Annotated in this window: 11 protein-coding genes; 7 read left to right on the top strand and 4 right to left on the bottom strand. The window is 67.8% G+C overall.

All coding sequences use genetic code 11. The features are described 5' to 3' along the window. Window positions 1-3: 3 nt before the first annotated feature. From QFZ46_RS05085 to QFZ46_RS05065, 5 genes are all read left to right on the top strand, one after another. Window positions 4-1,074, top strand: a complete 1,071-nt coding sequence (locus QFZ46_RS05085; RefSeq protein ID WP_307358998.1) for an extracellular solute-binding protein — start codon at window positions 4-6, stop codon at window positions 1,072-1,074. Beyond that, entirely contained in the window at window positions 1,071-2,216 is a 1,146-nt protein-coding gene (locus tag QFZ46_RS05080) for an adenosine deaminase family protein (RefSeq protein WP_307358997.1), read from the top strand. Before QFZ46_RS05085 ends, QFZ46_RS05080 begins: the two co-directional genes overlap by 4 nt. A gap of 113 nt (window positions 2,217-2,329) precedes the next feature. Further along, on the top strand, window positions 2,330-3,469 hold the full coding sequence (locus QFZ46_RS05075; RefSeq protein WP_307358996.1) for an ROK family transcriptional regulator: 1,140 nt from the start codon (window positions 2,330-2,332) through the stop codon (window positions 3,467-3,469). Continuing rightward, window positions 3,466-4,395 (top strand): polysaccharide deacetylase family protein, encoded by a 930-nt coding sequence (locus QFZ46_RS05070; RefSeq protein WP_307358993.1) that lies wholly within the window; start codon window positions 3,466-3,468, stop codon window positions 4,393-4,395. Before QFZ46_RS05075 ends, QFZ46_RS05070 begins: the two co-directional genes overlap by 4 nt. A gap of 2 nt (window positions 4,396-4,397) precedes the next feature. Further along, window positions 4,398-5,732: an MFS transporter gene (locus QFZ46_RS05065; protein WP_307358985.1), complete on the top strand. Its 1,335-nt coding sequence runs from the start codon at window positions 4,398-4,400 to the stop codon at window positions 5,730-5,732. 6 nt (window positions 5,733-5,738) lie between these two features. Here the strand turns inward: QFZ46_RS05065 and galE are convergent, their stop codons facing one another. Both galE and QFZ46_RS05055 read right to left on the bottom strand, forming a co-directional pair. Further along, on the bottom strand, window positions 5,739-6,716 hold the full coding sequence (gene galE, locus QFZ46_RS05060; RefSeq protein ID WP_307358982.1) for a UDP-glucose 4-epimerase GalE: 978 nt from the start codon (window positions 6,714-6,716) through the stop codon (window positions 5,739-5,741). 60 nt (window positions 6,717-6,776) lie between these two features. Continuing rightward, window positions 6,777-8,138 (bottom strand): 8-oxoguanine deaminase, encoded by a 1,362-nt coding sequence (locus QFZ46_RS05055; protein ID WP_307358980.1) that lies wholly within the window; start codon window positions 8,136-8,138, stop codon window positions 6,777-6,779. Between the two features lie 234 nt (window positions 8,139-8,372). Here QFZ46_RS05055 and QFZ46_RS05050 point away from each other — a divergent pair, with 234 nt between their 5' ends. Further along, the gene (locus QFZ46_RS05050) at window positions 8,373-9,935 is read left to right on the top strand and encodes a nucleobase:cation symporter-2 family protein (RefSeq protein ID WP_307358978.1); all 1,563 of its coding nucleotides are present in this window, start codon (window positions 8,373-8,375) and stop codon (window positions 9,933-9,935) included. Between the two features lie 4 nt (window positions 9,936-9,939). Here the strand turns inward: QFZ46_RS05050 and galK are convergent, their stop codons facing one another. Both galK and galT read right to left on the bottom strand, forming a co-directional pair. After that, a complete protein-coding gene (gene galK, locus QFZ46_RS05045; RefSeq protein WP_307358975.1) occupies window positions 9,940-11,127 on the bottom strand; it encodes a galactokinase in 1,188 nt (395 codons plus the stop codon). Continuing rightward, window positions 11,124-12,308, bottom strand: a complete 1,185-nt coding sequence (galT, locus tag QFZ46_RS05040) for a galactose-1-phosphate uridylyltransferase (protein WP_307358973.1) — start codon at window positions 12,306-12,308, stop codon at window positions 11,124-11,126. Before galT ends, galK begins: the two co-directional genes overlap by 4 nt. Before the next feature lie 160 nt (window positions 12,309-12,468). On the opposite strand from galT, the gene QFZ46_RS05035 reads away from it, so the two are divergent. Further along, window positions 12,469-13,434 carry a LacI family DNA-binding transcriptional regulator gene (locus QFZ46_RS05035; RefSeq protein WP_307364498.1) on the top strand — a complete coding sequence of 322 codons (966 nt, stop codon included), beginning with the start codon at window positions 12,469-12,471 and terminating at the stop codon, window positions 13,432-13,434. The last annotated feature ends 4 nt before the right edge of the window (window positions 13,435-13,438 follow it).

The following is a 13,438-nucleotide window of genomic DNA, read 5'->3' as shown; positions in this document are numbered from 1 at the left end:
ATCATGCTGAATCGTCCCTCTCGCCTCGTGATGCTCGCGGCAGGTGCCGCGGCATCCGCCGTCGTCCTCGCCGGCTGCACGTCCTCGGAGCCGGAGTCCGACGCGGACGTGCTCGTCGTGAGCACGTTCCCGTTCGGGGTGGAGGAGCTGCAGGAAGCGGTCATCGACCCGTTCACCGAGGCGACCGGCATCGAAGTCGAGATCGCCACCGGGTCCAACGCCGACCGCCTCTCGCAATTGCAGCTGACGGACGGCGTCGACCCCGGCGTCGACGTGATGATGATCAGCGACTACTACGCCGCCCTCGGCCAGGAGGACGACCTGTTCCAGCAGGTCGACGCCTCGGCCGTGCCGAACCTCGATGAGATCGCCGACTTCGCCAAGGAAGACACCTACCTGGGCCCGGCCTACAGCTACCAGCTCAACGGCACGCTGTACAACACGGACGAGCTGGACGCCGAGGAGGCGTCGAGCTGGGATCTGTACGGAGACCCGGCGTACAAGGGCAAGCTCGCGCTGCCCGACATCTCGGTGACCGCGGGCCAGCTGACCATCAGCGGCGTCGCCACCGCGTTCGGCGACGGACCTTATGACGTCGACACCGCGTTCACGACAATGGGGGACTGGGCGCCGAACATCCTGCAGTTCTACAGCTCGTCCACCGAGGTGACCAACCTCATCACCCAGGGCGAGATCGTCGCGGCCGATTCACTGAACGGCTTCGCCACCGACGTGATCGCCTCCGGAGAGCCGGTCGCCTGGGTCGCGCCGAGCGAGGGCGCCTACATGGCGACCAACCGCGCCATGATCCCGACCGGTGCGGCGAATGTCGAAGCGGCCGAGAAGTTCATCGACTATCTGCTCGGCGTCGAGGCGCAGACGTCTTCCGCCGCCATCGTTGGAGACCTTCCGGTCAATCCTGCTGCGGAGATCCCCGATGAGATCCGCGCCGTCGTCGGCGACATCGCCGACGACCCGATCGCCGCCGGATTCGCCACCCTCGACCCGACCGAGCTGGTGCCGACGCGCACCGAATGGGTGGACCGCTTCGCCCGCGAGGTGACGGCCCAGTGACCGCACCGACGACCGGGTCGACCACCGAGCCGGTGACCGCAGCGGTCTCCGCGGACTGGATCCGCGATCTGCCCAAGGTCGACCTGCACTGCCATCTGATCGGCACGGTGCGTGCGACGACATTCGCCGAGCTCGCCCGGCGCGAGAAGCTCGACCTGCCGGACGACCCGGAGCGCATCTTCCGGGACATCAATTCGTTGCCGCCGGATCCGGCGCTGTACAAGAACACCGTGATCCCGGTTCCGCAGGGCCGCTCGGCCGATGAGCCCGAGGTGTCGTACTCGCTGTTCCAGGCATCCCGGTGGGTGACCGAGGCGCTTCGCGATGCGGATGACCTCACTCGTATCGTCTACGAGGCGTTCGAGGACGCGCATCGCAAGAGCAATACGCGCCACCTCGAGTTGTTCTTCGACGACGTGCCGGAGCATCTCTCGTCCTTGGGCTACCGGGGCAGCGTGGAGGCGTACGCCGAGGGCATCCGCCTGGCGGAACGCGACTTCGGGATGACCGGCCGCATGATCAAGGGGATCGACCGTTCCAAGAGCGGCGAAGAAGCGCTGCAGGGCGTGCGCCAGGTCGTCGACAACCCCAATGAGTACGTCGTCGGGATCGGGCTGGACAACCTCGAGACCGCGGGTCCGCCCGAGCGCTTCGCCGACGCGTATCGGCTGGCGGGGGAGGCCGGGCTCAGACGGACAGCGCACTCATCCGAGCATTCGCCGACGGCGCAGAACACCATCACGTGTCTCGATCTGCTCGGCTGCGATCGGATCGACCACGGCTACTACGTGCTCGAAGATCCGGAGGTCGTGGCTCGCGTGCGCGGTGAAGGCGTCACGTTCACCGTGGGCTCGACCACCTCGCGCCGCTCCTGGCGGCCGTGGCGCCGTGCCTCCATCCGTGCCATGCTCGACGCCGGTCTCGGCGTCATCCCATGCTCGGACGACCCCGGCATGTTCCCCACCACGCTGAGTGCTGAGTACGGCATCCTCAACGAGCAGATCGGTGCGACCCGCGCGCAGCTGAGCGAGATGGCGGTTCGCGCCGTGGACGCGAGCTGGCTGCCGGATGCTGAGCGGACCGCGCTGCGCTCGGAGGTGGCGCAGAGTATCGTCGTGCTTGATCGGCGCGACGGCCAGTAGGGTTCCGCGCTCCTCGAGGGAGAACCGGGCAGCGTCGTGCCGGTGACACGAAGTGCGTGCGCATGTGGGACACTTCGTGTCATACTGTCCCGAACGAAGCACGAGGAAACGTTGTGACAAGACCTCTGGCGGATCCGCAGACCCTGCTGCGAACACTGAACGCGAGAGCGATCCTGGAGGCGTTGGCACGACGAGGCCCCCTGACCCGTGCGGAGTTGATGGGTGAGACCGGGTTGTCGCGGACAGCCGTCACTCAGGTCCTTCGGATGCTCGAAGCTGGGGATGCCGTGGCATCCGCTGGGGTGGACCGGGAGACGCGCGGTCCGGCGGCGACCCGGGTCTCCCTTCACCCTGGGCTCGGAGTCGCGGCCGCCGTGCATGTCGACCACACCGCGATGCACGTCTCGCTGGTGGACCTGACCGGTTCGGTGCGCGCCCAACGGGATGCGCCGCTCGGCCACGTCGAGGATCGGGCCGCCGACATCGCCGCACTCATCACCGAATGTCGTCAGGCAGTGCATGCGCCGCTGCGACACGTCGTGGTGGCGATGCCGGGGATCGTCACCCCCGACGGTGAGATCAGAGACGACCAGGGTCCGGATGGCGGAGCCTTCCGTGCCGCCTTGGCCGCTCACCTCGGGTGCCCCGTTCGTATTGAGAACGACGTCAATCTGGCTGCGCTCGCAGAAGCGGATTCCGAGGTCGGGCGGGAGCTGTCGAGTTTCACCCTGCTGCTCATCGACGAAGGTCTCGGCGCGGGGACGGTGCTCGATGGTGAACTGCGCCGCGGCGCCGCCGGCATCGCGGGTGAGGTGCTCTACCTCCCTCAGCCGCCGGTTCCGATCGGTGCACCGGTGCTCAATGAGGCGGTCGTCGAAGATCTGGCGCTCGTGCACGGTCGTGATCCGGCTGATCCGCTGCTCGTGCATCTGAACGCGTGCGCGGACGGTGACGAGGCGGCGAAGGCCATGGTCGACGAACTGGCGAGGCGCATCGTGGTCGTCGCAGGCAGCGTGACGCTCGTCATCGACCCGCAGGCCTTCGTATTGGCGGGACATGCCGCTCATCCGAGCTTCGTCGCCGCAGTGCATCGGGCTGCGGAAGCCCTCTCGCACCTGCTCGCACTGAGATTCGTGACATCCGCGTTCGGACGCGAGGCGACGATGATCGGGGCGATCGGTCAGGCGGCATCCACCCTGCGGGAATTCTCGTTCTCCCGTTTCGTCTCGCCGGGCGGCATGGTCGGCCGATGACGGCGCCATCCGTGCTCACCACACGACTGGATCTCGCGCCGGAGTCTCGTGCGATCATCCTCAACGCGGATGACTTCGGCATGTGCCACGCGGCGAACGAGGCCATCACCGAGCTGCTGATCGCCGAGCACCTCGATTCGGCGACAGTCATGGTGCCATGCGCCTGGGCGCCGGAGGCGCTCGCGTTCGCCGCTGCACATCCTTCCCTGAGCGTGGGCGTCCATCTGGTGCTCACCAGCGAGTGGAGTCGATATCGCTGGCGCCCGCTGATCGGCGCGGGGACGAGCCTCGTCGATCCCGACGGCTACTTCCCGACCGATGTGCGAACGGTGGAGGAGAGGGCTTCGGTCGAAGACGTCGCGGCCGAGCTCGACGCCCAGGTCGAGGCCGCGCTCGCCGCCGGGGTCGACGTCACGCATATCGACAATCACATGGGGTCGGTCTACGGGCTGCACACCGGGCGCAACTTCCTCAGCGCTGTCTTCGACCTCGCCGCCCGACACGGGTTGCCCTTCCGTCTGCCACGCATCGCCGACGGTCCCGAACTCGATCCCGCGATGCAGCCGCTCCTCGATCACGCCACGCAGATGGCGGATGCTGCGGGGATCGTGATCCTCGACAGGCTGTGGACGCATCCCTTCGAGCTGGCCGGGGAAGGCACGGACGACGAGGAGACGTACGAGCAGATCCGCGACGGTTTCGTGGCGCTGCTCCGCGCCGTGCCGACCGGTGTGACCGAGATCTACCTGCATCCGATGGTCGACGGGCACGAACTGCGCGCCGCCGTCGACTACGGCGCGGCGAAGCGTGGGTACGAGCGGCGACTGCTCGCCGATCCTCTGGTTCACGAAGTCATCGAGAAGGAGGGACTCGTCCGGATAGGCTGGCGTGCGCTGCGCGACGTGCAGCGCCGACAGGAGCCATAGCGATGAGCCTTGCAGCGCGTATCCGTGATCGTCGTCTGGATGCCGCGCCCACCCGCGCTCAGTCGATGGCGTTCGGGGCTTCTGGATTCCCGATCCAGCTGATGTCGCAGACGTTCTCCGCGTTCGTCGTCTACTTCTACGTGGCTCACCTCGCCGTGCCGGCCGAGTGGGTGGCGGCGGCGATGATTGCGCACGGCATCCTGAACGCTCTGCTCAACCCGCTCGTCGGCGCTCTCTCCGATCGCATTCGCACACCGTGGGGGCGCCGGATTCCGTGGATCGGGTTCGGGATCGTGCCGCTCGTGGTCGCGTTCGCGCTGATCTGGATGCCGCCCGCGTCGTCGGCGGGTGGCCTGATCGTCTGGTTCCTCGTCGTCGTCGCCGTGTACGACATCGCATTCGTCGTGGTCGTGCTGAACATCTCGGCACTCTTCCCGGAGATCTTCCGCACCACGGCGGAGCGCGCCAGGGGCAATGTGCCGCGGCAGGTGTTCGCGATCGCCGGCATGATCCTCGGTACGGCAGGCGCTCCGCTGCTGTACGGCAGCATCGGTTGGCCGGGCATGGGGCTCGCGCTGGCCTTCGTATGTCTGGTGCTTTTCGTCTGGTCGTTCGCGGGCGGGATGCTGGAGCGCCGAGGTGAGGTGGCCGCAGAAACGCCGATGAAGTGGCGCGCGCAGCTGCGTTATACATTCGCCAACCGTGCGTTCGTGCCGTACGTGCTCGGGTCGCTGTTCGTGCAGACCGCGATCGCGGTGATCCTCGCGGCGATCCCGTTCTATGTGCGGTACTCGTTGCACGCCGCGGAGGGCGAGGGCAGCATCCTGCTCGGAGTGATCTTCGTCGTCGCCATCCCGGCGATCTTCCTGTGGAGCAAAGTGGTGCAACTGACGTCGCCGCGGGCGTCGCTGCTGTGGGCGGTGGGGGTTTTCGGTGTCGCCGTGCTCGGCTACCTGGTGCCTGCCTCTGTTCTCGGTGCCGCATTGGTCGGTGCCGCCGTGGGTGTCGGTGTCGGCGGACTGCTGCAGCTGCTCGAGGTCGTGCTCGCCCAGATCATCGACGATGACGCCGCGCGCACCGGTCACCGTCGTGAGGGCGTGTATTTCGGGGTGAACGGGTTCGTGGTGCGCGGATCAGTGGTGCTGCAGGCCGTCGTCGCCGCGTGGGTGCTGAATGCGAGCGGGTTCGACGCCGCGCTCGGCGATGCGCAGCCGGATGCTGTGGATGGCGGCATCCGGATCATGCTCGCCGTCGTGCCGATGGGCTTCACCGCACTCGCCTGGGTGTGCTTCTTCCTCTACCCGATCCGCGCGCGCGACCTCGTCGCAGCACCCTGAGACGGACTACTGCGCCGCGCGGCGAGCTTCCCAGCCCGAGCGGACCATCTCGTCGACCGTGTAGCGCATCTTCCAATCCAGATCGCGCGCGGCGAGCTCGCCGGTCGCCACGATGCGGTCGGGGTCGCCGGGGCGGCGGGCGCTGATCTCCGGGGTGAATTCGATGCCGGTCACACGCACCACGGCATCCATGATCTGCTTCACGCTCAGGCCGTCGCCGGAACCGAGGTTGTAGGCGGCCTCGATGCTCTCCCCGGATGCCAGACGCTTGGCCGCAGCCACGTGCGCGGCCGCGATGTCGCCGACGTGCACATAGTCGCGCACGTTCGTGCCGTCTTCGGTGGCGTAGTCGTCGCCGAAGATCTTGGGCGTCTTGCCTTCGATCAGCGCCTCGAACACGATCGGGAAGAGGTTGTGCGGGCTGACGTCGTAGACGGTCTCGTCCGCGGATCCGACGACGTTGAAGTAGCGCAGCGACGTGTGACGCAGCGGATGCTCGGACTCGGCCGTCGCGATCGCCTGGTCGCGCAGCATCCATTCGCCGATCAGCTTGGATTCCCCGTAAGGGCTCGCCGGCTTCTTCGCCGTCTCCTCGACGACGAGCGGAACATCGGGGGTGCCGAAGACGGCCGCGGAGGAGGAGAAGACGATGTTGCTGACGCCCGCGGCTTCCATCGCCTCGAGAATCACGCGTGTGCCCTCGACATTCTGCGCGTACGTGTGCAGCGGTCGCTGCACCGAGACGCCGGCGTACTTGTAGCCCGCGACGTGGATGACGCCCTCGGCGTCGTGATCGCGGAGCGCCTTCTCGACCAGATCGCGATCGAGGATGCTGCCCTGCACGAACGGAACGCCCTCCGGCACGAACGCGGCGATGCCGCTGGACAGATCATCCAGTACGACCGGAGAGAGCCCGGCATCCGCGAGCGAGCGCACGACGTGCGCTCCGATGTAGCCGGCTCCGCCGGTGACGATCCAGGACATGGACTTCCTCTCCTCGAAGCATCCATTCTTTCAGTCCCGACGCAGTCCGCCGAACGGTGGTCAGGAAGCGGAGACCAGGGCACGGGCGGCCTGGCGATGCTCGGCGATGAGCTCATCGACGTCGAGGCCCTCGACCTGTCCGTCCCGCACCCTCCATTCGCCGCCCACCATGACGCGGTCGGCGCGCTCGGCGCCGCACAGCACAAGCGCCGCGATCGGGTCGTGGGAGCCGGAGAACGCGAGGCCGTCCAACCGGAACATCGCGAGATCGGCCTGCATCCCCGGTGCGATGCGGCCGATGTCGGTGCGGCCGAGAGCCGAGGCCGATCCTGCGGTCGCCCAATCCAGCACGCGTGCGCTGGTCACCCTTTCGGTGCCGTACCGCAGCCGCTGCAGATAGAGCGCCTGGCGGACCTCGCGGATCATATTGGAGGCATCGTTCGATGCCGATCCGTCGACGCCGAGTCCGACCGGCACTCCTGCCTCTTCCAGCTCCACGATGCGGGCGATGCCGCTGGCCAGGCGCATGTTGGACGTGGGGCAGTGCGCGACCGCCGTGCCGGCGGTCCCGAGCGCGTTGATCTCGTCATCGTTGAAGTGCACTCCGTGCGCGAGCCAGGTGCGATCCGACAACCACCCGACCGACTCCAGATACTCGACGGTGCGCATGCCGAATCGGTCCAGGCAGAACTGCTCCTCGTCGAGCGTCTCTGCGAGATGCGTGTGGAGGCGCACGTCGAGTCGCTCCGCGAGCGTTGCCGAATCGGCCATCAGTGACGTTGTCACAGAGAACGGCGAGCACGGCGCGAGGCCGATCTGCACCTTCGCGCCGGCGCCGCGCTCGTGGTAGCGCTTCACCAGCCGCTCCGAATCCGCGAGGATCACGTCCGGGTCCTGCACCGTCTGCTGCGGAGGCAGCCCGCCGTCGTCCTCTCCGAGCGACATCGAGCCGCGGGTGAGCATCGCGCGCATGCCCAGCCTGCGAGTGACATCGACCTGGATGTCGATGGCATCGTCCATGCCGGTGGGGAAGAGATAGTGATGATCGGCGGCCGTCGTGCACCCGGACTGGAGCAGCTCCGCCATCGCCACGGTCGTGGCCAGCTCCAGGGCGCGAGGGGTGAGCCTGGCCCACACCGGATACAGGTTCACCAACCACCCGAACAGGGGGAGGTCCGCGACCGGTGCCCAGGCCCTGGTGAGGGTCTGGTAGAAGTGGTGGTGGGTGTTGATGAGGCCGGGCGTGATCACGTGCGCGCCGGCGTCGAACACCTCATCGACGCGCGGTTCCTCCCCGCGCCCGACGAGCTCGGCGATGGTGCCGAGTCGCGTGTCGACGACGATGCCGCGCGCGGCGAGCGCGGCATCGGCATCCGTTCCCAGATGAATCGCGAGTGGGTCGCGGAGCCAGATTCTTGTCATCGGTGTCGCCTTTCCTCTGGCGACACGGGGCTGGGGCTCGGGCCGCCAGCTCAGGTTTCTCGGCGTCTGCTGTTCCGCCGACCGGCCCGTGGAAGGGCCGGCGATCGTACGCTAGCACGGGACGTCATTCGGTGTTAGCATCACTCCAACCGCAGACATGGAAATTAAATTCCATAATACGGAATCGCGCGATGAGCGTGAAACCATGACAGACGCACCTCAACGGAGAGATCAATGTCGAGAACGCCAAAAGTCCGCCGCCCCGAAGACGAGAGGCTCCGCCTCGGTCCGACCTTCGCCTATGGGCTGCAGCATGTGCTGACGATGTACGGCGGGATCATCGCCGTGCCGCTCATCATCGGCAATGCCGCCGGCCTCGCGCCGGGCGAGATCGGCCTTCTCATCGCATCGTGTCTGTTCATCGGCGGCCTCGCCACGATCCTGCAGTCGTGGGGCGTGCCCTTCTTCGGATCGCAACTGCCACTCGTGCAGGGCGTCTCGTTCTCGGGCGTCGCGACCATGACGGCCATCCTCACGGCAGGCGAGGGGCTGCCCGGCGTGTTCGGCGCCGTGATCGCGGCATCCATCGCCGGCCTCATCGTCGCGCCGTTCTTCGCGATGATCGTGCGGTTCTTCCCGCCGGTCGTGACCGGCACCGTGATCACGACGATCGGGCTGACGCTGATGCCGGTCGCTGCCGGTTGGGCGATGGGTGGCACCTCCCCTGAGGACCCGAACTGGGGCAGCCTGCAGAACATCGGCCTGGCGATGGGGACGCTGCTCGTCGTGCTGGTGCTGAGCAAGGTCGCGTCTCCGACCGTCTCGCGCCTCGCCATCCTCATCTCCATCGTGCTCGGCACCACGTTCGCCGGTGTCGTCGGCTGGGCCGACTTCTCCAACATCGCAGACGGTGGGATCGTGGCGCTGCCTCAACCGTTCGCATTCGGGCTGCCGACGTTCGGCATCGCCAGCATCATCTCGATGTTCATCGTCATCATCGTGACGATGACCGAGACCACTGCAGACATCATCGCGGTCGGGGAGATCGTCGGCACCAAGGTCGATTCGAAGCGGATCGCCAACGGCCTCCGCGCCGACATGATCTCCTCCGCCATCGCCCCCGTGTTCAACTCGTTCACGCAGTCCGCGTTCGCGCAGAACGTCGGCCTCGTCGCGATCACGGGCGTGAAGTCACGGTTCGTCGTGAGCGCTGGTGGCGTCATCCTCGTCGTGCTCGGGCTGCTGCCGATCGTCGGCGGACTGGTGGCGGCCGTGCCGCCGCCCGTCCTCGGTGGCGCGGGCATCGTGCTGTTCGGGTCGGTTGCAGCCGCCGGCATCCGCACGCTCGCCAAGGTGAACTACGAGGGCAACATGAACATGGTGATCGTCGCCGTCTCGCTCGGCTTCGGCGTGATCCCGGTGGTCATGCCCGGCTTCTACGATGCTCTGCCGAGCTGGGTGGGCATAATCCTGCACTCCGGCATCTCATCGGCCGCGATCATGGCGGTGCTGCTGAACCTGCTGTTCAACCATCTCGGCGGGAAGTCCGCCGAGCGCTCCGCATTCATCCCCGGCTCGGGGCGGGTCATCCGTGAGGAGGATCTGGCGCGACTCATCGCGAACGAGACCCTCTTCGACGGCGACACCATCAAGAACGGCAAGGTTCTGGATGCCGACGGCGACGAGGTTCCGGTCGTCACCGCCTCGCAGGAGGTCGTCATCACCGACGCGATCAAGACCGGGAAAGTCCGCAGCCGGGACGACGTGCGACGGATGCTCGCGGAAAGGGACGCCTAGGCGGTCAGGAATCGCGGCGGGCACCGGCAGCGGGCGTCACCGTGAAGATGTGCGGTGACGCGAATCCGGATGCCGCGAAGGCGGCGGTCACGGCATCCGACACGGCCGGTACTGATTCCTCCTCGACCAGCGCGATGGCGGCGCCGCCGAAGCCGCCGCCGGTCATGCGTGCGCCGATCGCGCCTGCCGCCAGCGCGGCGTCGACCGCGGTGTCGAGTTCTGGAACCGAGATCTCGAAGTCGTCGCGCATCGAGGCGTGCGAGGCGACGAGCAGGTCGCCGATCGCACGGGCACCGCTCTCGCGCAGCGTGCTCACCGTATCCAGCACGCGCTGGTTCTCGGTCACGACGTGGCGCACACGGCGGAACGTCACGTCATCCATGAGCCCCTCGGCGCGGGCGAGGTCGTCGACGGACACATCACGCAGTGACGGCACGCCCATGATCGCGGCGCCGTGTTCGCAGGAATCACGCCGCTCGCGGTAGCCGCCCGTGGAGTGCGAGTGCTGCACGCGGGTGTCCATGACGAGGATCGCGAGCCCGGCCTCGGCGACACCGACCCGCACGAGATTCGCGTCGAGCGTGCGGCAGTCCAGGAAGATCGCGGCATCGGGTTCGCCGAGCATCGACGCCATCTGATCCATGATCCCGGTCGGTGCGCCGACGGCCTCGTTCTCGGAGCGACGGCCGATGCGGGCGAGTGCCGTGCGGTCGAGTCCGGCGTCCCAGAGGTCGTTCAAGGCGGATGCTGTCGCACTCTCGATCGCGGCTGAGGAGGAGAGCCCGGCCCCGACGGGAACGTCGGATGAGATCGCGATGTCGACACCCGCCCCTGCGGCTCCGGCCAGCTGCAGCGCCCACGCGACGCCGAGGGGATATGCGGCCCACTCGGCGACTGCAGGCTCTTCGCCGGCACGCGTGGGGAACAGCGTCGTGAGCTCAGCGAGCGCGACCTCGACGGGCGCGTCAGCGGCGAATGTGGAGGCGACCCGGATGCGGTCGTCGTCGCGCATGCCGACAGCGGCATATGTGCGATGCGGGATGGCGAAGGGCAGCACGAAGCCGTCGTTGTAGTCGGTGTGCTCGCCGATCAGGTTCACCCGGCCCGGTGCGGACCAGATGCCTGCAGGCGCGTGGCCGGTGAGCTGCTCGAACAGGACGGATGCCGCGTGCGCCGGCTGAAGGTCGGTCATTCGGCGGCCCCCTCAGCGCGTGCGATGGCCTCGCGGATCCGCGCAGCGGATTGCTCCGGTGGAATCTCCGCAGTCCAGGCCCACATCGCGGCCTCGGATCCGGCGAGGAACTTCAGCTTGTCCGCGCCGCGCCGCGGGCTCGTGAGCTGCAGGTGCAGACGCACCGAATCGCGGCCGACGTTCACGGGAGCCTGGTGCCATGCGGCGATGTAGGGAGTCGGGGTGTCGTAGAGCGCATCGATGCCGCGCAACAGGCGCAGGTAGAGCGGGGCGAGTTCGTCGCGCTCGGCGTCGGTCGTCTCGGCGAAGTCGGGCACGTGGCGGTGCGGCATCAGGTGCACCTCGACGGGCCAGCGCGCTGCGAACGGTACGAACGCCGTCCAGTGCTCGCCCTCGAGCACTACCCGCTCCGAGCCCTGCTCGAACTCGAGGATGTGCTGGAACAGATCCGGCGCCGTGCGATCGATGCTGTCCAACAGCCGCTGGGTGCGTGGGGTGATGTAGGGGTAGGAATAGATCTGGCCGTGCGGATGCGGCAGTGTCACGCCGATCGCCTCGCCGCGGTTCTCGAACGGGAAGATCTGCTGGATGCCCGGCAGTTGCGACAGTGCTGCGGTGCGGTCTGCCCACGCCTCGATGACGGTGCGGGCGCGCGTGACCGACTGCGTGCCGAACGAGCCGGAGTGGTCAGGGCTGAAGCACACGACTTCGCAGCGGCCGACCGAGGTGCGGGTGCGGCCGAGTCCGAGGGCGTCGAGGTCGTCCAGTCCGCGCGGCGGGTTGCTCGCGGCGGGGGCCGTGCCGAGGGCTTCGGCGAGGGCGGGGCCGAAGGCGGGGGAGCGGTTCTCGAACACCGCGACGTCGTAGAGCGACGGAACCTCTGACGGATTCGTCGGAGACTGCGGGGCCAGTGGATCGGCGTCGGCGCTGGGCATCATGACGCGGTTCTGACGATTCGCGGCGACCGTGATCCAGTCGCCCGTCAGCACGTCGAGTCGCATCGTCGCGGTGTCGGGTCGCGGGTCGAGGGTGCGAGCGTCGACGGCGCGCTCTGATCCCAGGGTCGTGCCGGGATCGTCGTAGTAGATCAGGTCGCGGCCGTCAGCGAGGGTGGTGGCGCGTTTGACGACGCCGGCGCTGAGTTCGGTCGTGCACAACTCGGGAGGATCTTGAATGTTCACGTAAACACGCTACCTTCCCGGCGGTGGTAACGTCAACATTGCGAAGTTGTACGCGGCACGCAGCCACGAGGCAAGTAAGAGGGGGAGCCGGATGGGCGACTGGGCAGAGCTGACGGGCAGGTCCGGGCGCGCTCCGCGGCCATCGTCGGGCCGCGTCTCGATGGCCATGGTCGCCGACCGGGCAGGTGTCTCCGGGCAGACGGTGTCCAGAGTCGTCAACGGCAGTCCCCGTGTCGACCCTGCGACGCGGAGCCGCGTCGAGAACGCGATGGCCGAACTCGGCTATCGCCCGCATCGGGCCGCCAGAGCACTGCGCACTGGGCGCACGCAGACGATCGGCCTGGTCGTCACGACGCTCGCCACGGTCGGAAACTCGCGGATGCTGCAGGCCACAGCCGAAGCGGCGGAAGAGCGCGGCTACGCGCTGCTGCTTGTCACTGCGGGGGACACGGTCGCTGGGGCTTTCGAGCAGTTGCGCGATCAGGGCGTCGATGGTGCGATCGTGCTGAACGAGGCGTCGGCACTCACTCGCGCCGGTGATCGGCCTGAGGGTCTCCGTCTCGTCGTCGTCGACGCGCCAGCGGCATCCGGATTCCGCGTGGTGCACAGCGACCACGCCGGAGGTGCGGCGGCGGCGACGAGCAGGCTCCTCGCTCTAGGTCACGAGAACGTCTGGCACCTGGCGGGTCCGACAGCCTCGTTCGCCGCTGCCGAGCGCGAGCGCGGCTGGCGCGAGACTCTGCAGGCGGCAGGGATCGCGCCGAAGCCCGTGGAGCGCGGCGACTGGTCGGCCGAGTCCGGCCACGCCGCGGCAGGGTCGCTGTCGCAAGCCACCGCTGTGTTCAGCGCGAACGATCAGATGGCACTAGGTCTCGTCCGCGGGCTCGCGGAGCAGGGCCGTGCCGTGCCGGATCAGGTCAGCGTGATCGGATTCGACGACGTGCCGGATGCGGCGAACTACCGCCCGCCATTGACGACGGTCCGCCAGGACTTCGCGGCGCTCGCCGTGGCTGCGGTCGACGCGCTGGTCGCGGAGATCGAAAACGCTGGGCCCATCCCTGACGGCGATGCCCAGAGCGTCATCCCCACGCATCTGATCGAGCGGAACAGCACCTCGCGGGGCTGATATA

Source organism: Microbacterium murale (genome assembly GCF_030815955.1).
GTDB classification, from domain to species: Bacteria; Actinomycetota; Actinomycetes; order Actinomycetales; family Microbacteriaceae; genus Microbacterium; species Microbacterium murale_A.
The sequence above is the reverse complement of the archived record's forward strand: the minus strand, read 5'-3'. Positions and strand labels throughout refer to the sequence as shown.